Raw genomic sequence first — 20312 nt, forward strand, 5'->3', positions numbered from 1 at the left:
ATCATTTATCTTGCATTCATTATGACCCAGGAATTTCAACAAAAATTAAAACATCTGGTAGAAGAGGCGTTATCAGAAGACATAGGCAATGGCGACCATTCTACACTTTCGAGTATCGATGCCGGGGAGGAAGGCAGCGCTGTTTTAAAGATCAAACAGGATGGCGTTTTGGCCGGTGTAGATGTAGCCCGGTTCATTTTTGATTATAAAGAACCCGGATGCAGTTTTGAAGTGTTTAAAAGAGATGGCGAGCCGATGTTCGCGGGTGAAAAAGCTTTTGAAGTAGCCGCACATGAACATACTATCCTGCAGTGTGAAAGATTAGTATTAAACTGCATGCAGCGAATGAGTGGTATTGCTACTTTGACTAAACAATACACAGATAAGCTACTGGGTTATAAAACAAAACTGCTGGACACCCGTAAAACCACTCCTAATTTCAGGTTATTAGAGAAGGATGCGGTGCGTATCGGTGGTGGCGTCAATCACCGGTTTGGTTTATATGATATGATTATGTTGAAGGATAACCATATTGACTATGCAGGGGGTATTGAAAAAGCCATTAATAAAGCTCATGACTATGTTGTAAAAAACGATCTTGACATAAAAATAGAAGTAGAGACCCGTTCGATAGAAGATGTAAAAAAAGTAATCGAAGTTGGCGAGGGAAAAGTATTCAGAGTAATGCTTGACAATTATACACCGGAACAAATCACCGAAGCGCTGGAGCTGATCGCAGGCCGTTTTGAAACCGAAGCCAGCGGCGGTATCAATCTGGAAACCATCGAAAGCTATGCAGCAACAGGTGTTGACTATGTAAGCGTGGGTGGATTGATACACCAGGCCCAAAGCCTAGATTTGAGTTTAAAAGCTGTGCTGTAGTGAATGGAAAATAGTGAGTAATGATGAGGCAATAGAAGCAGCATTATCCAGTCAACTAGTCAACTTATCAACCAGTCAACCACACCCCATGTCCAAAAATAAATCAAATAGCCCCTTTGTTTTCAGTACCAATCCTGATTTTAAATTTGAGCAGGATCCAGAACAGGTATCCACACTTGCTCCTGCTGCGCAAAAGCTAAGGCTGCAGTTGGAAACCAAACATCGTGGTGGTAAAACAGCTACTGTATTATTAGGTTTTATGGGTACCGAAAAAGACCTTGAGGACCTGGGCAAAAAGCTTAAATCATTTTGCGGCACTGGTGGATCGGCTAAAAACGGAGAGATCATTATACAGGGCGACCACCGTGATAAATTATTGCAGTGGTTTTTGAAAAACGGTTATACTAACACTAAAAAAAGTGGCGGTTAATCATCACTACACGTCAGCTTTTGCAACAAATATTAGTTAGGAAAAGATAAGGCTTATCAAAAAAATTAAAGTAAAAATGACTATTTTTACTAAAACGCACTTTTCATGAGCAGCATGATTTCAGCAGGCATAATGGTGAATGTTGAGGTTTTTTATCAACCTGAATACAGCAATCCGTTGCAGCATGAGTATATGTTTGCCTATCGCATTACATTAGAAAACTATAACTCCCACCCCGTAAAACTCCTGCGCCGCCACTGGAATATATTTGACAGCAATGGTGTATACAGGGAAGTTGAAGGCGAAGGCGTTGTAGGCGTACAACCTGTATTACAAGCTGGAGAAAGTTATCAATATATGAGTGGCTGTAATCTTAGCACTGATATGGGCAAAATGAAAGGTGTTTATGAAATGGAGAACCTCGATCTCCGTAAGAAATTCCAGGTGCTGATTCCTGAGTTCGAAATGATTGTACCTGCAAAAGCTAACTAGCAGGGCGATAAGAGAGTTATTTCTTCGCATAGCGCTTTTTAAAAAAGTTTTTCGTTTGTTCTATTTTTTTCAAAGCATTTAATGCCGTGTTGAAAAGTAATTTTTCGATTTACTAATATTTTTAGTATTATTGTACTAATATTTTTAGTTATAAACATTCATTATGTCTGCAGCTATTACAACACCGGCCGTTGCTGAATACCTATTATTAATTGAACCCCGTAAAGATCTGAGCGATGCCATCACCGAAATCAAAAAGGCTTTCTATAATCGATATAAAACCCAGGAAGCGCTGAAGGGAAAACCTCACCTCACCCTTGTCAACTATAAGCAATACACCAGTTTTGAAAGCCGGATTGTTCAAAAGTTGCGCACCATTTCGGTGCGGCTCTCTCCCATCGCCATCGACCTTCAGGATTATGGCTCCTTTCCATCCCACACAATTTACATTAACGTGGTTTCGAGAAGCACCGTGCAAAACCTTGTAAAGAATATCCGTACCCATTTACAGGGTTTGATGAAAATGGATAAAGACAATAAACCCCATTTTATCATGGAGCCTCATATAACCATTGCCCGGAGGTTAAAACCCTGGCAGTACGAACAAGGTTGGTTGGATTATAGCCATCAATCATTCAGCGGCAGGTTTATTGCGAACACGATGGTTTTATTAAGAAGAGAGACGCCGGATCAAAAGTACGAACTGGTTCATCGGTTTGAGTTCCAGGGAATGGCAGTTGGCGCTTCCCAGGCTGTGCTGTTTTAGCAATTAATAATTATCAGTAACCCCACTAACACCCGTATGTGCAGATGGACAAGAAATTAAAGCAGGACCATTTTAAAGTGGCCGTATCATCCAAAAAAGAAGAGCAGCAATACCTGCAGGGACGCGGCGCCCAGATCAATACCCGCAATCGCTTTTTAAAAGATGAACGGGTTAAGGAGCATATAGAAGCCATTGATGAATGGGATGAACCCAACCTGGCAACCCAGTATATTGAACAGGAAGCAAAAACGATCGTCAACAAAGTGGATAGTCCCGATGTAGGCATGGCTTATAGCATGAATGCCTATGCCGGCTGCGAGCATGGCTGCATTTACTGCTACGCCCGTAATGTGCATGAATACTGGGGATACAGCGCCGGGCTGGATTTTGAAAGAAAGATCATTGTCAAAAAAAATGCACCCCAGTTACTACGCAAGCAGCTCATGCATCCTAAATGGGAAGTAATGCCCATTATGCTCAGTGGGAATACTGACTGCTATCAACCCGCCGAAAAAAAGTATCGCCTGACGAGAGGTTTACTGGAAGTGTGCAATGAGTTTAACCAGCCCGTGGGTATCCTTACTAAAAATTCAGGCATTTTAAATGATAAAGATGTGCTACAGGAAATGGCCCAGAAAAACCTGGTGAGAGCCATGGTGTCTATTACTTCGTTCAATGAGGACCTGCGTCGCGTTATGGAGCCCCGCACTACTACTGCCACACAGCGCCTAAAGGTAATTGAAGAGTTGAGTAAGGCGGGAGTTACCATGGGCATTATGATGGGACCGATGATACCTGGCTTAAACGAACATGAAATGCAAAGGATTATGAAAGCCGCTTCAGAGGCCGGCGCTACATTTACAGCTTATACCTTTATACGATTAAACGGTGCTATCAAATTTTTGTTTCACGATTGGTTATACAAAAATTTTCCCGACCGGGCAGATAAAATATGGCACCTGATAGAGCAAAGTCATAACGGGAAAGTAAACGATAGCCGCTGGGGATTGCGCATGCGCGGGGAAGGCAGCATCGCTGAAATCGTAGCCCAGCAATATGCCAAGTATGGAAAACTCTATAACATGAACGAAGGCCGCACCGGCCTTAACCTGAATAGCTTTAAAAGGCCTGGTCAGCAGTATACATTGTTCTAATCACTGCGTCTGTTGCCCCTTAGAAGCGCTACCAGCAATAGAATAAAAAGGGCCCCGCCTACAACCCAAACCCAGGGCTGCATGAAGAAACTGTTGGCACTCTCACCAGCCCCTTTCGTATTGATGTCCACTTCAATTTTTTTAGTGTCATCCTGGGCCCATGAGGCTATAGAAATAAGGCCTGCGATAAGTGATAACACAATCTTAATGTGTAGTTGCTGCAAAGCTTTCATAACTTCAGTTTAAGTTAAAGTGATAAATATTATGCCAAAAAACCGAAGGCGCTCATTCACATACTGTGCATAAGTTTATTTGCTTTATATAACGAATAAATGATAACGTTGTGAAACACTAATTTCCATGCAGCATCAAACAAAACAATGGAGGAAGTTGACGGGCGAGTACCTCAAGAACTACATTGCAGACGAGGTACATGGCGCCATACTCCGCGAAAAAGAATTAGGTCACACACTGAAAGTGTGCATTGGCACCGACAGCCAGGTAAAAGGCTCCCAGACAGAATTTGCTACAGTTATCGTTTTCGTTCGCAAAGGCCGCGGTGGCTTTATGTTTTTAAATAACGAAACCACACGCGAAAAAATGAGTATCAAACAGCGTATGATGACTGAAGTATCCAGGAGTATTGAAGTAGCTTATCATTTAAGCAATGTATTTTCGGATCATAGTGTTGATATGGAAGTACATGTAGACATCAATACCAGCCCTCTTTACAAAAGTAATGACGCTTTAAAAGAAGCAGTTGGTTATATAACCGGCATGGGCTTCTCTTTTAAAGCCAAACCCGAAGCCTTTGCCAGTTCCTGTTGCGCGAACAAAGTGGTGCAGTAAAGAGAAGTTGACAGGTTGACCAATTGACGGTTGACGGGGTTTCCTATGCATTTATAATGTAACATTTCTGCTTGCGGGTTAAAGCAAATATCTCCAATCGCAGTGGGTAAAACACGCAATAACAAAATTATGAAACGGTTATTGTAATTCTTCATGCTATCGTAGGGTGAAATCCCATACCTGATAAGTCCCCTGTCCGGAAGCCGACCGGCATCCGGTTAATACCAATAAAGTTATAATGAACAAAACAGTCATGTCTATGACGGGTTTAATTAGTATGGTATCCCTCAAATGCACTACACCAAAAAATTCGAAAATCAGGGATGGCCTAACTTTGAAACAGCTATCAAAGTAAATAGTATTAACAAAAATATCAGCTGTTACTCAAACTATACCCCCGATGTAAACTTGAATCGCAGTCAGCTATACCAAAGGAAAGAAACGTACGATGTTATTATGATTAAACCCGGCGGAAAAAAGCCTGTTATTATTTCGATAACCAACTTGACGCATAAACCTATAAAAATGGCGCGTGTCTCCACGCGCCCGGGCACAGTATACCCATTGCTGTTTTCATAGGCAGGTCAAATGGTGCTGTAGTTATTGGTTAAGCTGTATAAATACCAGTATTGCAATAACAGAGAGTAGTGTAATTAATATCAGTATTTGATCTTTTTTCATGCATGTAATTTTAAAAAGGATGCCATAAACCCTTACTTATTAAATGCTGCGAGAACAAAGGCTATTGTACATCCAGGAATTCAAAGTATAATCTTTTAGAAAGGAATTGATCTGAGCGCTCTGCATCTATATCACGCTTCATTTCAGTATCAGGCATTCCTTTTTCTTTGTAAATGGTATTCAGCAGTTGCCTGTTGTAGTGCAGTGAGTTTAAATAGTTCCAGTCAGGATTGGCAAAATGGCTGGTATTGTAAAGGGTTACTATCCAACCCCAGTTAATCAGGCTACTTACCACTAAAACATAGAAAGCAGCCCAAACCATCCTGTTGATTAAAAATATATTGGTCTTCCTGTTCTTTAATTTTACCCAGGTAATAAAAAGCCCAAACAGGCTGAGTAAAAGGAATATAAACACACCAATGCGTTTAAAGGTAAGGCCATAGGCAACGATATATTCCATGTTTTGAAAAAACACCGTACCTATCAACAATACATTTAGGCCGATCCATATAAATGAAAGTTTTTTAAGCAAACCCGACTGTGTATCGAAATTGAGTAATCCCTGGAAATAAATCATGATCACACCAATGGCCATAACAATTGAGAGGATCAATACATATACGCGCTCATGTACATCGTTGCTTAAAGTTCCCGATGAGCCCGGTGTTCCAAACTGCTCTATACCATAAATAATGATGAAGAAAATCAATACCGCATTTAACAGGATCAGCGATATTTCACCGCTACGCCTCTGCGAAATCACGTCCAGTAAATGAAACCTTTTGTTTCTTCTTTGCACAAAGCCGTCCGAAAAATCATCTTTTAAATAGCCATTACAGGCAATAACTGCTTTAGGTACTGAAGAATAGAAAAAATTAAACATCAGGAAAAATCCAAGTACCGTTAACACTGCCAACTGCAGGAAATCAAACTCGAGGTTGATAACCAATAACGACGCAAACTTATCACTGGCTGCAGTATAGACACCAATAAAAATGGCGGCAAATGCAGCAGGAATCAGCACATAACTGATTGCCTTCTTTGCCAACCCGTCGCTGGATAACCGAACACCTAACCATTTCTGCGGAGTTAAGACACGAAAGATAAAGGTAATGTAATTGAAAGCGGTATTAAAGGGTAAAACCAAAACATTTAGCCTGGGGTAAAAGGCTTTAAACCCGGTTAGCAACAATGACAGGAACAGGGCGGCGAAGCAGATAAAATCACCATACCAGGCAAATGCCCCCACCGATACCAAACTGGTGACGGAGAGCGCCCAAAACATTTGCGTGCGCTTGATGGCGGGAGTTATGCCTAATAGAAACAGCCAGGTCATCAGACCAAAAAAGCTGATATTAATCCCGGGACTTTGGTTGTAAAACAACCCTACAAAAACAATCACCGAAACGAAGAAAAACAGATTCTTTTTCATATTTAAAAATTAAAAGTACTTTGTATTTCAAAGTTATAGTACAAAAAAATAGTTACCCCCGTAATAGCTTCTCCAAAGCATTGATATGCTTTTCAAATGCCCCCTTACCCGTCTTAGTGGCTTTGTAAGATGTTTTGGGCTTTTTCCCGACAAACTCTTTTTTCACTTCTATATATTTTTTCTGCTCCAGCGCATTAATATGACTGGCCAGGTTGCCATCAGTCACCTGTAAATGATCTTTCATCTCCAGGAAATCAATCCATTCGTTTACCACCAGAATCGACATGATACCCAGCCTCACCCTACTTTCGAAATCTTTATTTAAATGCTCTAATAAGCTCATTACACAATTTAATAGTCTTACCGGTACTTCTGATACATCAATAAACCGTACACAATATGTAACACACCAAACCCTAATGCCCAGAACACCAATCCATATCCGGGTATAAACATCGCAATAACACCTAAAAATGCCTCACAATAGCCCAGGTTCTGAATGTCAGAAAAGGTATACCTACCTGCATTAATGAGCGCCAGTCCATAAAATACCAGCATTAACGGAGCCATTATGATAAAATGTCCATGGTACATAGCGGCCAGGCAAAATAAGCCCCCAAAGATCAATGGAACAAATAAAGCAACCAATAATTTCTTAGTAGTGGAAGTCCATATTTTATGACCCTGCTTTTTCGTTTTATTTACAGTAAGCAAAATGCCCAGACCAACAGCTGCAATCAACACCACAATCGCCAGCAAGGTTAACTGGGTTACTACTCCCACACCTGTAGCTCCGCTATAATCCTGGAAATAATCGATACTACTTTTTTGCAGAATGTAATAGGCCACAAAAGCTCCTGCTAACGCAACTACGCCTGCCACTACACCCGATAACCCGTTGAGCGAAATAAACCGGGATGATTGCTCCATCATTTTCCGGATATGTTGTAAGTCGTCTTTTAATTCCTGACTCATAAAAGCACTTTGAAATACAAAGTAAGTAATCTAATGCCGGTCTACCAAAAAAAAGTCGCTGAAAAGCGACTTTTATCAATTTTAAACATCTTTCCTATCTGCGTCCTCTTCTTACATAATCCCTGTCACGGTTATTATTGTTGCGGCCGTTATTCCATTCTTTATGCTTAGGATGGTGCTTGCTTTCATAATATTTATATTCACGGCTATCACGTATTACAGCCTGGCCATGAGCACTACGGTACCGGTTGTAGCTCTGAATATCGCGGCTATTGTCACGGTACGGCTCATAATTCCTGTTTACCACAACTTTGTAAGTATTATAGAGATTTACCCTCCCGTAAGACGCAGGCAAAGATCTGCCATAAACCCAGCTGCGCCTGTTAGGGTATATGAATTGCTCACGCGCCACATCATAATAAACATTATACTCGGGCAGGTAGTAATAGCGGGCATAATCGTATCCCACCGGGCCCCATGCCGGCTGGTTACCAATATTTATATTAATCCGAACCTGTGCATTGGCATTTTGTGCTAAACTAAAACCGGCAATCACTAACGCAGCAAAAATGAACTTTTTCATGATCTTTAATTTTATCGTCGTTCCTTTTGAAGGGGTTGGACGGGTTTACAATTTTTTTGTAAAGCGCTTTGATTAATAGACGCTGAATTAAATCCAAAAGGTTGTGGGCCTTCTCACTTTATCAAATTATTAGCAAATCATTTTTTTACAATTATTATTCTATACTAAAGTCAGCCCATTGAATAGAATATTTTCTAAGTACCCGTGCTCCCAATCAACCAGTCACCTTTTCAACCTATCAACCAGTTACCTTATCAACCTCACAACTCGTTAACTTACCAACTTATCAGCTAAATTTGCTAACTATGGCAAAAGCAAAGAACAGCAAACCCGTTATCCTGATCACTAATGATGATGGTATTACATCACCTGGCATCAGGGCTTTATACGAAGCAGTTAAAGACCTCGGACAAATAGTTATTGTGGCACCTGACAAGCCCCAGTCGGGTATGGGGCACGCGATCACCATCGGACATCCCCTCCGTTTGCAACCGTCTGACCTGTTCCCGGGTATTGATGCTTATTCCTGCTCGGGCACACCGGTAGATTGTGTGAAGCTGGCAGTTGACAAAGTGCTCCATCGTAAGCCGGACCTTTGCCTGAGTGGTATTAACCATGGACCCAATCATAGTATCAACGTTATTTATTCGGGCACTATGTCTGCCGCCATGGAAGCCGCTATTGAAAACATTCCCGCAGTAGGTTTTTCACTCATGGATCATAGCATCAATGCAGACTTTTCTGCTGCCCAACACTATGCCAGAGTGATCACTGAAAAAATGCTGAAGGATAAACCGACCAAACATATCCTGCTGAATGTAAACATTCCCAACTTTCCTTTATCTGAAATAAAAGGGTATAAGATCTGCAAGCAGGCTTATGCCAAATACCAGGAAAAATTCCTGGAACGCAAAGACCCGAGTGGTAAAAAGTATTACTGGTTAACCGGGGAGTTTGTGAACTTTGATAATGGGAGGGATAGTGACGTATGGGCTTTGGCGAACAATTATGTGAGCGTAGTTCCGGTGCAATTTGATTTGACCAACTATGATCTCAAAACCAAACTGGAAAAGCAATGGAAAGACAAGCCAGACCGTTCAGTGAAAGCTCCTGTTAAGAAGATCGTTAAAAGATCAATGCCGAAATCTGAATAAAAAATCAGCATCGCTACGTATCACATAAATACAACTCACTTGAGTCAACAGAAAAAATACTATATCATCGCCGGCGAAGCATCGGGCGACCTGCACGGGGGCAACCTTATACGTGCAATTAAACAGCAGGATGCTGCTGCCGATATACATTGCTGGGGTGGTGATAAAATGCAGGCAGCGGGTGGTGTTTTGGTGAAACATTACCGGGACCTGGCTTTTATGGGTTTTATAGAAGTAGTAAAGAACCTGGGCACTATTTTAAAGAACTTAAAATTCTGCAAGCAGGATATACTGGCTTTCAAACCCGATATACTGGTGTTGATAGATTACCCGGGATTTAATTTGCGCATTGCCAAATGGGCTAAAGAACAGCGGATAAAAGTGGTGTATTATATTTCTCCGCAAGTGTGGGCCTGGAAAGAGAACCGGGTAAAAATGATGAAGCAATGTATCGATGAGATGATTGTAATTTTGCCTTTTGAGAAAAGCTACTTCGAGGATAAATGGAACTGGAAAGTAAGCTATGTGGGGCATCCGCTGATAGAAGAAATCGCCAAAAAAAGGGCGCATTCATCTGACCTGGCAATAAATGATGCTGCGGGGAACAACAACACCAAACCGGTTATCGCGTTATTACCTGGCAGCCGTAAACAGGAAATAGAAAAGAAACTCCCGGTTATGCTCGAAGTAAGTAAAGCTTTTCCCGGTTACCAGTTTGTGGTGGCCCAGGCGCCCTCTCTTGACAGTGAATTTTATCACACTTACACCCATCAATATCCCAATGTAAGCATAGTAAATAACCGCACATATGATTTGCTGATGCAATCAAAAGCCGCCCTGGTGACTTCTGGCACCGCTACCCTTGAAACTGCACTGTTTGGCGTACCGGAAGTAGTTTGCTACAAGGGGTCTGAGATCAGCTACCAGATAGCGAAGCGTGTGATCAGCATCAAATACATTTCGCTGGTTAACCTGATTATGGATAAGGAAGTGGTGAAGGAGCTGATACAACAGGACATGAATGTTGTCAACCTTACAACTGAGCTTAATAAATTACTGAACGATGCAGGCAGGCAGCAACAGATACGGGAAGATTATGTACAGCTTCAACAGATACTGGGGGCAGGCGGCGACGCGTCGGCAAAAGCAGCAGCTATTATAATAAAGTCAGCTTCTCAGTAACTTGATGATTAATATAATCATGCAAATGATAAAAAGGAAAATACTGAGGCGGTTGATATTATGCATGTAGCCTACCCAACTGCTCTTCGGCCTGCCGGGGTCTTTCTTTTTCAGAAAAAGATATTCAGCCAATTGTTTCAATACACCCATCAGTTCTTATTTAAATAACGACTCCTGGTTTAGTATTCGGGATCATAGCGGTTGTAACGCTTTTGAAACAAGCCCACATTTACACCAGCGCGTAATACAGGCACTATCCTGATACGTTCATCCGGGGTACCATAATAGTCTACATCTACATAAGGACTATTCCTGTTTTTGAGTATGTCTGCCAGAACAGAGAAGTAAAAGAAAGTAGTTCCCCCCTTAACTCTGCCTGTCGAAAGTCCGCCTCCCACTAAAAAAGAAGTGGCGCTGGTATTGGTTTTCAAATCAGCTGTAGCTGAGCCGGCTCCATAATAGCGTTGTATGGTAAAGTTTTGCTCCAATTGCACCTGGGCAAATAAAAATGGTAAAGGATAAGCTCTTGCAAAAACGCCGGGCCCGAATACATGCTGACGAAATTTATCGTTATAAACATAGCGGTCTCTGTTTCCCTGGTAAACATAATTAACTACTACTCCGGCATCAAAATAGTCATTCAGCTTATATCCTAAAACCGGGCTGGCGCCTAACAAACTTCCACCGGAGTAAAAAGACGCAGTGGCCCCTCCTCCCGTAAAAAGATTTTCCTTTTTAAACCCTTTTTCCACTACTACAGGTTCCGGATCTTCATTAGCATTTCTCACTTTTACTTCTTCATCCTGCGCCAAAGCAACAAAATTGAAAACCAGCATAAATACCGCTGACATACCTGTTATACAAAAAAATTTCTTCATCTATATCTGTTTAGTTTTACCGGCCGTAAAAATAGTATATATTTTTCAGGGCTGTATACACCAGCTAATCTGGCCGGCAATTTAACATCTTAATCAAATATTTTACCGGCATTCAGGATATTATTAGGATCGAATACCTTTTTGATCTCCCGCATAATCTGCAGCTGGCGTTCTTCAAAAACAATATCCATAAATCCTTTTTGAATAAGCCCAATGCCATGTTCTCCGCTGATAGTGCCGCCTAATTGCTTTATTAAAGCAAACAACTCCCGCACGATAGTATCCATTTCGGGATTTTGATAGCTATTGGGAACACCTTCTTTTTTGATGCGGATGTGCAGGTTACCGTCGCCCGCATGTCCGTAAGCCACTGCATCAAAGTCATGTTGCCTGCCCAGAACTTTTAATCCCCTGATCAGCTTAGGCAGTTCTGCCCGTGGCACTACCGCATCTTCTTCTATGGTGTAACCGGCCAATTTTACATACTCTGCTACCTTGCGGCGTAATTTCCAAAGTTCTTCTTTCTGCTGCGCGTCTTCAGCCAATAATAGCTCCCCAGCCTCAAAGTGCTCCAATACGCCTGCAATTTGTTCCATCTCTTTTAGTAATACGTCAGTATCATTTCCGTCTACCTCAATCAATAAATGAGCTTCCGTATGGTCGTTAACCGGCATCGCATGATTATCTATCATACTGCTCACAACCTTTAGCGCATTGATCTCCATAAGCTCCAGCGCACTGGGTGTATACCCTGCCCTGAATATAGCACTTACAGCCTCACAGGCCTTTTCCAGGTTGGCAAAAGGAGCCAGCATCAGTACATCGTATTTTGGCAAAGGAATCAGGCGTAATACAATTTTAGTAACGATGCCCAAAGTACCCTCGCTGCCTACTACCAGTTGTGTAATATTATAACCTGTGGCATTCTTCAAAACATTGGCGCCGGTCCATATAATTTCACCCGTTGGTAATACTACCTCCAGATTTAAGACATAATCTTTTACTACGCCGTATTTTACGGCCCTGGGGCCGCCACTGTTTTCTGAGATATTACCGCCTATAAAACAGGAACCTTTACTAGCCGGGTCAGGCGGATAAAATAAACTCTTTTCCGCAACAGCCCGCTGTAATACTTCAGTGATCACTCCGGGTTCGGTGGTTACCTGCAGGTTGCGCTCATCAATATCCAAAATTTTGTTCAGCCGTTCGGTAGAAATCACCACTCCCCCTAAATGCGGAAGCGCACCGCCGGTTAAACCAGTCCCCGCACCTCTTGGGGTAACCGGTACCTGGTGCTCATTGCATATTTTAAGTACAGCACTAATCTCCTGTGACGTAGCGGGCTTTAATACTACATGCGGTTTGAAGCTCAGTGTTTCCGTCTCGTCACGGCTGTAGCGCAGCAACGATTCGTCATCAGCAAAAAAATATTCGTTTCCTACTATTGATTTGAACGATTCTATAAGGTCTGCTGTTATTCTGTTTGGCAAATGCTCCATCGGTGTAAATATACCTTTTTACTTTTAAGCTAAATATAGTGACAGGTAAAAGAACCGGGGGCAGTGAAGCCGGATAGTCGATAAATTTAACATACTTATCTTTGAAGCATTCAAAATAAAAAAAATGGCCGGAATACTTGACCAGATTGGCAATACACCTTTAGTAGAGCTTACAAAAATAGCGGTAAATAAAAATGTAAAAATATATGCCAAGCTGGAGGGGAATAACCCCGGCGGCAGTGTGAAAGACAGGGCCGCCTATGGCATGATCAAGGGAGCTTTAGACCGGGGAGAGATTCAACCCGGAACTCAATTAATTGAAGCAACAAGCGGCAATACGGGTATTGCTTTGGCGATGATTGCTAACCTGTTTGGAATTGATATTGAGCTGGTAATGCCTGAAAGTGCCACGCGGGAACGGGTATTGACGATGCAGGCTTTTGGCGCCAAAGTAACACTCACCCCCAAAGAAAGAGGTATGGAGGGGTCTATTGACTACGCAAACGATAAAATAAAATCGGGCGGTTATTTGATGCTTAACCAGTTTGGTAATCCGGATAACCCGGGTATGCACTATAAAACCACAGGGCCCGAGATATGGAGAGATACCGAAGGCCGGATCACACATTTTGTTTCTTCAATGGGTACAACGGGTACTATTATGGGTGTTTCCAGGTATTTAAAAGAAGTGAATCCTGATATACAGATCGTGGGTTGCCAGCCAACAGACAACTCCAGCATCCCCGGCATACGTAAATGGCCGGAAGCCTATTTGCCCAAGATCTTCGATAAAAGCCGTATTGACCGGGTAATCGAACTGGATGAGTCTGATGCCCGCACCATGGCAAAAAGACTGGCCCGGGAAGAAGCCGTATTTGCGGGTATGAGCAGCGGCGGCGCCGTACATGCAGCCATTGAGCTTTCAAAAGAACTGGAGTCGGGTATTATTGTTTGTATTATTTGCGACAGAGGCGATCGGTATTTATCTTCTGATTTGTTCGATTAGTAGTTAGTCTATCATAAAAATCATTGTTGATGCGGCGCCTTTGGTGCCGCATTTTTACATAACTATACCAATAAAAATACTTCAGTTCAGCAGAAGAATTTATCTTCACGCCTTACTAAAGTTTTATAAATGAAAAGGTTCCTCACCATTTGCCTGCTGCTGGCATGCTGCACTGCTTTTTCTCAAAACTCCGCTGATCTCTATCTGCAAACCAGCGAAGTACATGATATCATGGTTCGCTATAATGCCGATAAAGGAAGCATCCTGCGTTTTTATGGAAGCAGCGATGGATGGCGGAGTGAAACTGGTTTTAATACTCCCGAACGAAGAGAACGCCTGATGAAACTGATCGGCAGCTACTTGTCTGAATTAGAGCAAATGCGTTTTGAGACGATGAATGTTAACGGTAAAGTAGATTATATCCTATTTAAAAATCAACTGGAAGACCAGCGCTATCAATTAAAAAAAGAAGAAAAAACATACAGCGAGATAGCAGGCCTATTGCCATTTTCTGACAGGATCCTTCAAATGTATACACCCCGAAGACGCGGTATTTCGGTAAAAGGAGAAGAAGTAGCCAGGGAAATGAATAGCATGAGCGGGGAAATAAAAGCCCTCATTAAAAAGCTGGAAAATAGTCCGGCTCTTGAAAAAGACCAGGCTTTAACGGCATCCGGATCAGCAAAAACCTTACAGGCCCTGCTACAAAATTACTTTAATTTTTATAATGGTTACGATCCCCTGTTTAGCTGGTGGGTTCCTAAGAGCTATAACGTATTAGACAGTGTTTTGGGAATATACACGACGGCATTGTCTAAAAAGATCACTACCAATGGTGTTCAGAAAGATGACGGCAGCGGTATTATCGGCAACCCCATTGGCCGTGAAGAGCTGATACGCCAGTTGAAGCTGGAGTTCATTCCTTATACGCCGGAAGAGCTGGTAGATATCGCTAATAAGGAATTTGCCTGGTGCGATGCTGAACTGCTGAAAGCTGCTAAAGAAATGGGGTTTGGAACCAACTGGAAGGCCGCACAGGAAAAAGTGAAGAACAGCTATGTGCCCGTAGGGAAACAGCCGGAAGCCATGCTGGAATTGTATAACCAGTCGGTTGATTTTTTAAAGAAACATGACCTGGTAACTATCCCTCCCATTGCTGAAGAAACATGGCGCATGACGATGATGTCACCCCGGCAACAACTGGTAAGCCCCTTCTTCCTGGGCGGAGAAACATTAATGATCTCCTATCCTACAGACGAAATGGCCCATGATGATAAGCTGATGAGCATGCGGGGTAATAATCCGCATTTCTCCCGGGCCACGGTACATCATGAGTTAATAGCCGGTCATCATTTACAGGGCTTTATGAATAACCGTTACAAAACCTATCGTGACTTCGGCACTCCGTTCTGGCACGAAGGGAACGCGTTGTACTGGGAGTTCATCTTATGGGATCTTAATTTCCCCAGGGGGCCCGAAGATCGCGTTGGTATGCTGTTCTGGCGCATGCATCGCTGTGCCCGTATCATCTTCTCTTTAAATTACCACCTGAACAAATGGACACCGCGGCAATGCATCGACTTTTTAGTGGACCGGGTAGGCCATGAAAGGGCGAATGCTGAAGGCGAAGTACGCCGGTCTTTTACTGGCGGATATGGCCCGCTTTACCAGATTGCATATATGATCGGCGGACTCCAGTTTTATGCTTTAAAAAAAGAACTGGTTGATACAAAGAAAATGAGCTACAAGCAATACCACGATGCCATCCTGAGGGAAAACAGTATGCCGCTTGAAATGCTCAGGGCTATTTTAATGAACCAAGACCTGAAAAAAGATTTCAAAACCAACTGGAGATTTTACAACAAATAACATGATTAAAATTATCGTTCAATATGAGTGCTTCTTCTACTAAAATAAGATCTTATCAAATTTTCAAAACAAAAGCCAGGCTTCAAAAACCTATTGCCGATGCTACGCATACATTGCATGAAATATCATTTTTAGTATTACGGCTGCATTTACATAACGGCGTTATGGGTGAAAGTTATTTACTGTCTTTTCAATATTCACCCAATGCGATACTAGGCGCATTAAAGGATGCATTGCCTCATATGGTAGGATTGGAGGCATTTGAAACCGGCAAGGCCGAATCCCTCCTCTATCATGAGTCTGAATATTTTGGGACTGATGGCCTCAATAAATGGGCCGCCGCCGCCATTAATATTGCCATGTGGGACGCCTGGGCCAGATCGCTCGAACAGCCTGTATGGAAACTATGGGGTACACATAAAGACAGGTGCGCTATTTATGGTAGTGGTGGCTGGCTATCGTATAGTACTGATGAACTAATTGAAGAAGTAACCAACTATAAAGCGCGCGGCTTTAAAGCCGTAAAAATAAAGGTAGGTTCTCCCAACTGGAAAACAGATGCGGAGCGCCTGCAACTGGTGAGAGATGCGGTGGGAGACGATTTAAATATTATGATGGACGCCAACCAGGGCATGCAGTTACCTGAGGCCATACAGCTGGCGAACAAAGCAAGGGAACTGAATATTTACTGGTTTGAAGAGCCTTTACATCATCAAAACTTTGAAGGATACAAAACATTGAAACAACAAACAGGTATATCGCTGGCGATGGGAGAACGCGAATATAATGTTCAGCCACTGAAAGAACTTATTGCCAAAAACGCTTTAGATATATGGCAACCCGATATTCTGAGGATTGGCGGTGTAGAAGCCTGGCGGGCCAGCGCTGCATTAGCGCATGCTCATCACCTGCCGGTATTGCCGCACTATTACAAAGATTATGATGTTCCGTTGGTATGCAGTATTCCTAACGGCGTGGGTGTGGAAAGCTTTGACTGGATTGATCCGTTAATTGACAATCCTATGCTGGTGAAAGATGGCTTTGCCTATCCGCACAACCAGCCCGGCTGGGGCTTCCGTTTTTTGGATGAGCACTTACAGGAAATAAAATGGTAGTTCGATATGTCAAGGGATAACCTGTATTTTATAGCCGCCATTCCGCACCGGCAGCTGCAGGATAAAGTCAGAAAGATCGAGCTGGACTTTGCTCAACGTTTTAATAGCAGCAGGGCATTGAAAGTGATGCCGCATATCACGTTGAAAGCTCCTTTCATTATACCTCCGGAGCTACACGAGTCGTTACTGAAGTGGTTTGAGGATTTTAAGCCGGCACAAAGAGCATTCACAATAGCATTAAATGGGTTTGGCGCTTTCCCCAATAACTTACATCCCGTTATATTCATTAAGCCTGTGAACCATACGGCGCTAAGCCTCCTGCAGCATAACCTTATTCAAAGCTTTAAAGGATTTGCGCCTTTCGTCATACAACCAGTTGACAAGAAATTTGTACCCCATATGACGGTGGCCTATCGCGACCTGACGCCGGATCATTTTGAAAAAGCATGGGCTGAATACAGCCATAAAGCATTTGAAGAACAGTTTGAGATCAATGCAGTGCACCTGCTTCAACACAATGGCACTCAATGGAACGTCATTGCATCCAAACCGTTGGCGACTGCATAGTATTATTTCTTTTTTTTAGCCACCAGCTCATAAGAGTGATCAATCCACTCTTTTAATTGTTTAAACGGCACCGACCCATCAGCCGTAACGGTGTTCCAATGCTTTTTATTCATATGATAACCCGGCTGTACACAGGTATAGGTTTCCCTCAGCTCCTGCGCCAGATCGGGATCGCATTTTACATTGAAAGAGAGGGGTTCACTATCCATGCCCATCAGCAGGAATATCTTGCCATTTACCTTATACACCAATGTATCCGGACCAAAGGGCAGGGTCTCTTCAACATCCGCTTTGCCCAAACAATAATTTCTGATACTTTCTATATTCATCAAAAAAAAATTAATACAGTCATATGCAACCGTTTGCACTTAAACCTTCTCCATAAAAATACTAACTTGATGTGTTTATCAGCGCTGTAACTTGTTTTTTTATATACTGGCAGGTAAACCCCAATATGCTGATTGAGCAAGAAAGTAATGATCTATATTGTATTAACATGTATATTCAATGAGAAAAGCGTCTATATTCCTGGTATTGTTAACGCTATGTTTTGCAGTTCGTTTAATTGCACAACCTCTGCCACAGCATAACCTTAACTTCGATCAACTGGCCAGTCGCTGGGATGAAGCTATTCCTTTAGGCAATGGTATGCTTGGGGCGCTGGTATGGCAGAAGCAAGGCAACTTAAGGCTTTCGCTGGACCGGGCGGATCTTTGGGATGAGCGAAAAGCACTGGATCTTTCTACTTTTAATTTCACTGATGTGCAGCGGTGGGTAAAAAATAAAACCTATGACTCTGCACATCGCCTGGGCGACCAACCTTACGATGCGTTCCCATATCCTACAAAGTTACCCGCAGCGGCAATCGAATTTGACATCTCTTCCTTAGGAAAGGTAATTTCCAATACGCTGGATATTACCACGGCATTAAATACGGTTCAATTTGAAAGCGGCATACTGTTCAAAACCTATATACATGCCGGCAAAGAACTGGGATATTTCTCGTTTGAACATATTGATAAAAAGAAACATCCGGATATAGTAAGCCTGCTGGCGCCAAAACTAATCGTGCACTCTTATAATAAGGGCGGATCCCGGGATAAAGACAACAGCCATGCAGGCGAAGGATTAGGCAAACTGGGCTATGCTGAAGGCGCTGTGGTTAAAACCAACAACAGCATCCGTTATCATCAGCCAACTTACAATGGCCACTACTTTGAAGTATTGATCAGCTGGAAAAAATTTCCGGGCAATCGCATCATTGGCCAATGGGTTATATCCAATGATAAAAAGGCACAGGCGCCTGATTTAAATACAACCCATAAAGAGCCCACCAGTTGGACCAGCCATATCAGTTGGTGGAAAAACTTCTGGTCAAAATCTTCTATTGCAGTGCCTGATTCCCTGATCGAAAAACAGTACTATCTTGAAATGTATAAACTAGGGGCCGTTTCCCGTCCTAACGCCCCTGCCATAACACTGCAGGCCGTATGGACTGCGGACAACGGAAGTTTGCCCCCCTGGAAAGGCGATTTCCATAATGATCTGAATACGCAACTCAGTTACTGGCCTGTATACACAGCCAACCGTTTAAAAGAAGGAGAAAGCTATATCAACTGGCTCTGGAATAATAAAAAGAAAAACGAGCAATATACCAGGCAGTATTTTGGTGTACAGGGTTTGAACGTGCCTGGTGTGGCCACGCTTAGCGGAGACCCTATGGGAGGTTGGATACAATATTCACTAGGTCCGACAGTTGGGGCATGGTGCGCGCAACATTTTTACTGGCAATGGAAATATTCAATGGATAACACATTTCTGCAAACCAGGGCCTATCCCTATATACATGATGTAGCTACTTACATGGAACAAATAACTTTCTTAAAAGATGGCAAAAGAATGCTGCCTCTAAGCTCCAGTCCGGAGTACAATGACAATGCGATTACTGCCTGGTTTACCCAATGGAGCAATTTCGATCTGGCCCTTGTACAGTTCTTGTTTAAAGCAGCAGCCGAGGTGGCACTTGCATCCAACAAAACTGCAGAAGCAGCACATTGGAAACAAATAGCGGCTCAGTTACCGGCTTATGAAACCAATGCAACCGGCTTTACCATTGCCCCGGGCCAGGACCTCCATTCATCGCACCGGCATATGTCCTCTTATATGGCTGTTTACCCCCTTGCACTTTTGGATATCAATAAACAGGAAGACAAGGATATTATCCAAAACTCTCTGAAGAGAATTGAAGAAAAGGGTACCAGTGCCTGGTGTGGCTATTCCTTTAGCTGGATGGCTTCGCTGTACGCCAGGGCCTATGAAGCCAATAAAGCGGTGAAACAGTTACAGATATTTGCTTCTAACTTCTGTTCACCTAACAGCTTTCACCTTAATGGTGATCAGAAAGGAGGACAGCACTCCAGCTTTACTTACCGGCCATTTACATTGGAGGGTAATTTTGCCTTTGCCCAGGGCGTTCAGGAGTTACTGTTGCAAAGCCGCGATGGTTATATCGAAGTCTTTCCGGCAGTTCCGCGCAGCTGGAATGATGTTTCATTTAAACGATTAAGAGCAGAAGGTGCATTTATCGTTTCTGCTCAAAAAGAAAATGGCGTTCCTGTTGCTATAACAATAACTGCCGAAAAGGGAGGTTTATTAAGGATAAAACTTCCTTTCAGAACATGGATAACCAGAAGTATTCCCATGTCCTTGTTCAATACCAGCGAGCAAGGTGTCATTTCTGTTAACATGAAAAAAGGGCAAACCATTACCATTGAAAACGGGTATGAATAATCGCTGTA

22 protein-coding genes are annotated in these 20312 nt (G+C 42.6%); 13 read left to right on the forward strand and 9 right to left on the reverse strand.

Annotation, left to right across the window (positions count from 1 at the left end):
• The first annotated feature begins 21 nt into the window (after nt 1–21).
• The 5 genes from nadC (at nt 22) to U0035_RS09600 (ending at nt 3724) form a co-directional block, all read left to right on the forward strand.
• Nucleotides 22–882 (forward strand): carboxylating nicotinate-nucleotide diphosphorylase, encoded by an 861-nt coding sequence (nadC, locus tag U0035_RS09580; RefSeq protein ID WP_114792090.1) that lies wholly within the window; start codon nt 22–24, stop codon nt 880–882.
• Between the two features lie 88 nt (nt 883–970).
• Nucleotides 971–1312 carry a translation initiation factor gene (locus U0035_RS09585; protein ID WP_114792091.1) on the forward strand — a complete coding sequence of 114 codons (342 nt, stop codon included), beginning with the start codon at nt 971–973 and terminating at the stop codon, nt 1310–1312.
• Between the two features lie 105 nt (nt 1313–1417).
• A complete protein-coding gene (apaG, locus tag U0035_RS09590; RefSeq protein ID WP_114792092.1) occupies nt 1418–1804 on the forward strand; it encodes a Co2+/Mg2+ efflux protein ApaG in 387 nt (128 codons plus the stop codon).
• Between the two features lie 163 nt (nt 1805–1967).
• On the forward strand, nt 1968–2570 hold the full coding sequence (locus tag U0035_RS09595) for a 2'-5' RNA ligase family protein (RefSeq protein ID WP_114792093.1): 603 nt from the start codon (nt 1968–1970) through the stop codon (nt 2568–2570).
• Between the two features lie 44 nt (nt 2571–2614).
• Complete coding sequence (locus U0035_RS09600) at nt 2615–3724, forward strand: PA0069 family radical SAM protein (protein ID WP_114792094.1); 1110 nt, start codon at nt 2615–2617, stop codon at nt 3722–3724.
• Here U0035_RS09600 and U0035_RS09605 read toward each other — a convergent pair.
• Complete coding sequence (locus U0035_RS09605; protein ID WP_114792095.1) at nt 3721–3957, reverse strand: hypothetical protein; 237 nt, start codon at nt 3955–3957, stop codon at nt 3721–3723. The genes U0035_RS09600 and U0035_RS09605 overlap by 4 nt on opposite strands.
• 127 nt (nt 3958–4084) lie before the next feature.
• On the opposite strand from U0035_RS09605, the gene U0035_RS09610 reads away from it, so the two are divergent.
• On the forward strand, nt 4085–4573 hold the full coding sequence (locus U0035_RS09610) for a ribonuclease H-like YkuK family protein (protein ID WP_114792096.1): 489 nt from the start codon (nt 4085–4087) through the stop codon (nt 4571–4573).
• A 742-nt stretch (nt 4574–5315) separates the two neighbouring features.
• On the opposite strand, the gene U0035_RS09615 is transcribed toward U0035_RS09610, so the two are convergent.
• The 4 genes from U0035_RS09615 to U0035_RS09630 all read right to left on the reverse strand — a co-directional run bounded on the left by U0035_RS09615 (nt 5316) and on the right by U0035_RS09630 (nt 8244).
• Nucleotides 5316–6686 carry a DUF4153 domain-containing protein gene (locus U0035_RS09615; protein WP_114792098.1) on the reverse strand — a complete coding sequence of 457 codons (1371 nt, stop codon included), beginning with the start codon at nt 6684–6686 and terminating at the stop codon, nt 5316–5318.
• 52 nt (nt 6687–6738) lie between these two features.
• The gene (locus U0035_RS09620) at nt 6739–7029 is read right to left on the reverse strand and encodes a winged helix-turn-helix domain-containing protein (protein ID WP_114792099.1); all 291 of its coding nucleotides are present in this window, start codon (nt 7027–7029) and stop codon (nt 6739–6741) included.
• A gap of 17 nt (nt 7030–7046) precedes the next feature.
• Complete coding sequence (locus U0035_RS09625; RefSeq protein ID WP_114792100.1) at nt 7047–7661, reverse strand: hypothetical protein; 615 nt, start codon at nt 7659–7661, stop codon at nt 7047–7049.
• A gap of 94 nt (nt 7662–7755) precedes the next feature.
• Nucleotides 7756–8244, reverse strand: a complete 489-nt coding sequence (locus U0035_RS09630; protein WP_114792101.1) for a hypothetical protein — start codon at nt 8242–8244, stop codon at nt 7756–7758.
• Between the two features lie 305 nt (nt 8245–8549).
• Between U0035_RS09630 and surE the strand changes: the two genes are divergently transcribed.
• Nucleotides 8550–9398 (forward strand): 5'/3'-nucleotidase SurE, encoded by an 849-nt coding sequence (gene surE / locus U0035_RS09635; RefSeq protein WP_114792102.1) that lies wholly within the window; start codon nt 8550–8552, stop codon nt 9396–9398.
• A gap of 39 nt (nt 9399–9437) precedes the next feature.
• Nucleotides 9438–10580 carry a lipid-A-disaccharide synthase gene (lpxB, locus tag U0035_RS09640; protein ID WP_114792103.1) on the forward strand — a complete coding sequence of 381 codons (1143 nt, stop codon included), beginning with the start codon at nt 9438–9440 and terminating at the stop codon, nt 10578–10580.
• On the opposite strand, the gene U0035_RS09645 is transcribed toward lpxB, so the two are convergent.
• From U0035_RS09645 to U0035_RS09655, 3 genes are all read right to left on the reverse strand, one after another.
• Complete coding sequence (locus U0035_RS09645) at nt 10566–10730, reverse strand: DUF6728 family protein (RefSeq protein ID WP_317048840.1); 165 nt, start codon at nt 10728–10730, stop codon at nt 10566–10568. The genes lpxB and U0035_RS09645 overlap by 15 nt on opposite strands.
• Nucleotides 10731–10759: 29 nt before the next feature.
• Nucleotides 10760–11458 (reverse strand): hypothetical protein, encoded by a 699-nt coding sequence (locus tag U0035_RS09650; RefSeq protein ID WP_114792104.1) that lies wholly within the window; start codon nt 11456–11458, stop codon nt 10760–10762.
• 89 nt (nt 11459–11547) lie between these two features.
• Nucleotides 11548–12957, reverse strand: coding sequence for an FAD-binding oxidoreductase (locus U0035_RS09655; RefSeq protein ID WP_114792105.1), 1410 nt, complete (start codon nt 12955–12957; stop codon nt 11548–11550).
• Between the two features lie 124 nt (nt 12958–13081).
• Between U0035_RS09655 and cysM the strand changes: the two genes are divergently transcribed.
• The 4 genes from cysM to U0035_RS09675 all read left to right on the forward strand — a co-directional run bounded on the left by cysM (nt 13082) and on the right by U0035_RS09675 (nt 17514).
• Nucleotides 13082–13963, forward strand: coding sequence for a cysteine synthase CysM (gene cysM, locus U0035_RS09660; protein WP_114792106.1), 882 nt, complete (start codon nt 13082–13084; stop codon nt 13961–13963).
• A gap of 129 nt (nt 13964–14092) precedes the next feature.
• Nucleotides 14093–15832 carry a DUF885 family protein gene (locus U0035_RS09665; RefSeq protein WP_114792107.1) on the forward strand — a complete coding sequence of 580 codons (1740 nt, stop codon included), beginning with the start codon at nt 14093–14095 and terminating at the stop codon, nt 15830–15832.
• 23 nt (nt 15833–15855) lie between these two features.
• Nucleotides 15856–16947: a mandelate racemase/muconate lactonizing enzyme family protein gene (locus U0035_RS09670; RefSeq protein WP_114792108.1), complete on the forward strand. Its 1092-nt coding sequence runs from the start codon at nt 15856–15858 to the stop codon at nt 16945–16947.
• 6 nt (nt 16948–16953) lie between these two features.
• Nucleotides 16954–17514 carry a 2'-5' RNA ligase family protein gene (locus U0035_RS09675; RefSeq protein ID WP_114792109.1) on the forward strand — a complete coding sequence of 187 codons (561 nt, stop codon included), beginning with the start codon at nt 16954–16956 and terminating at the stop codon, nt 17512–17514.
• A 2-nt stretch (nt 17515–17516) separates the two neighbouring features.
• Here the strand turns inward: U0035_RS09675 and U0035_RS09680 are convergent, their stop codons facing one another.
• Nucleotides 17517–17843: an MmcQ/YjbR family DNA-binding protein gene (locus U0035_RS09680; protein WP_114792110.1), complete on the reverse strand. Its 327-nt coding sequence runs from the start codon at nt 17841–17843 to the stop codon at nt 17517–17519.
• Nucleotides 17844–18021: 178 nt separating this feature from the next.
• On the opposite strand from U0035_RS09680, the gene U0035_RS09685 reads away from it, so the two are divergent.
• Nucleotides 18022–20304 carry a glycosyl hydrolase family 95 catalytic domain-containing protein gene (locus U0035_RS09685; RefSeq protein ID WP_114792111.1) on the forward strand — a complete coding sequence of 761 codons (2283 nt, stop codon included), beginning with the start codon at nt 18022–18024 and terminating at the stop codon, nt 20302–20304.
• The last annotated feature ends 8 nt before the right edge of the window (nt 20305–20312 follow it).

The organism is Niabella yanshanensis (assembly GCF_034424215.1).
Classification (GTDB): domain Bacteria; phylum Bacteroidota; class Bacteroidia; order Chitinophagales; family Chitinophagaceae; genus Niabella; species Niabella yanshanensis.

Bases quoted from the DNA above. Each gene is read 5' to 3' on its own strand.
- U0035_RS09665 (WP_114792107.1), top strand. From the start codon at position 14,093: ATGAAAAGGTTCCTCACCATTTGCCTGCTGCTGGCATGCTGCACTGCT.
- U0035_RS09615 (WP_114792098.1), bottom strand. From the start codon at position 6,686: ATGAAAAAGAATCTGTTTTTCTTCGTTTCGGTGATTGTTTTTGTAGGG.
- U0035_RS09625 (WP_114792100.1), bottom strand. From the start codon at position 7,661: ATGAGTCAGGAATTAAAAGACGACTTACAACATATCCGGAAAATGATG.
- U0035_RS09670 (WP_114792108.1), top strand. From the start codon at position 15,856: ATGAGTGCTTCTTCTACTAAAATAAGATCTTATCAAATTTTCAAAACA.
- U0035_RS09645 (WP_317048840.1), bottom strand. From the start codon at position 10,730: ATGGGTGTATTGAAACAATTGGCTGAATATCTTTTTCTGAAAAAGAAA.
- U0035_RS09600 (WP_114792094.1), top strand. From the start codon at position 2,615: ATGGACAAGAAATTAAAGCAGGACCATTTTAAAGTGGCCGTATCATCC.
- U0035_RS09680 (WP_114792110.1), bottom strand. From the start codon at position 17,843: ATGAATATAGAAAGTATCAGAAATTATTGTTTGGGCAAAGCGGATGTT.
- apaG (WP_114792092.1), top strand. From the start codon at position 1,418: ATGAGCAGCATGATTTCAGCAGGCATAATGGTGAATGTTGAGGTTTTT.
- U0035_RS09610 (WP_114792096.1), top strand. From the start codon at position 4,085: ATGCAGCATCAAACAAAACAATGGAGGAAGTTGACGGGCGAGTACCTC.
- cysM (WP_114792106.1), top strand. From the start codon at position 13,082: ATGGCCGGAATACTTGACCAGATTGGCAATACACCTTTAGTAGAGCTT.
- U0035_RS09650 (WP_114792104.1), bottom strand. From the start codon at position 11,458: ATGAAGAAATTTTTTTGTATAACAGGTATGTCAGCGGTATTTATGCTG.
- surE (WP_114792102.1), top strand. From the start codon at position 8,550: ATGGCAAAAGCAAAGAACAGCAAACCCGTTATCCTGATCACTAATGAT.
- U0035_RS09630 (WP_114792101.1), bottom strand. From the start codon at position 8,244: ATGAAAAAGTTCATTTTTGCTGCGTTAGTGATTGCCGGTTTTAGTTTA.
- U0035_RS09595 (WP_114792093.1), top strand. From the start codon at position 1,968: ATGTCTGCAGCTATTACAACACCGGCCGTTGCTGAATACCTATTATTA.
- U0035_RS09620 (WP_114792099.1), bottom strand. From the start codon at position 7,029: ATGAGCTTATTAGAGCATTTAAATAAAGATTTCGAAAGTAGGGTGAGG.
- U0035_RS09685 (WP_114792111.1), top strand. From the start codon at position 18,022: ATGAGAAAAGCGTCTATATTCCTGGTATTGTTAACGCTATGTTTTGCA.
- U0035_RS09605 (WP_114792095.1), bottom strand. From the start codon at position 3,957: ATGAAAGCTTTGCAGCAACTACACATTAAGATTGTGTTATCACTTATC.
- U0035_RS09655 (WP_114792105.1), bottom strand. From the start codon at position 12,957: ATGGAGCATTTGCCAAACAGAATAACAGCAGACCTTATAGAATCGTTC.
- nadC (WP_114792090.1), top strand. From the start codon at position 22: ATGACCCAGGAATTTCAACAAAAATTAAAACATCTGGTAGAAGAGGCG.
- U0035_RS09675 (WP_114792109.1), top strand. From the start codon at position 16,954: ATGTCAAGGGATAACCTGTATTTTATAGCCGCCATTCCGCACCGGCAG.
- U0035_RS09585 (WP_114792091.1), top strand. From the start codon at position 971: ATGTCCAAAAATAAATCAAATAGCCCCTTTGTTTTCAGTACCAATCCT.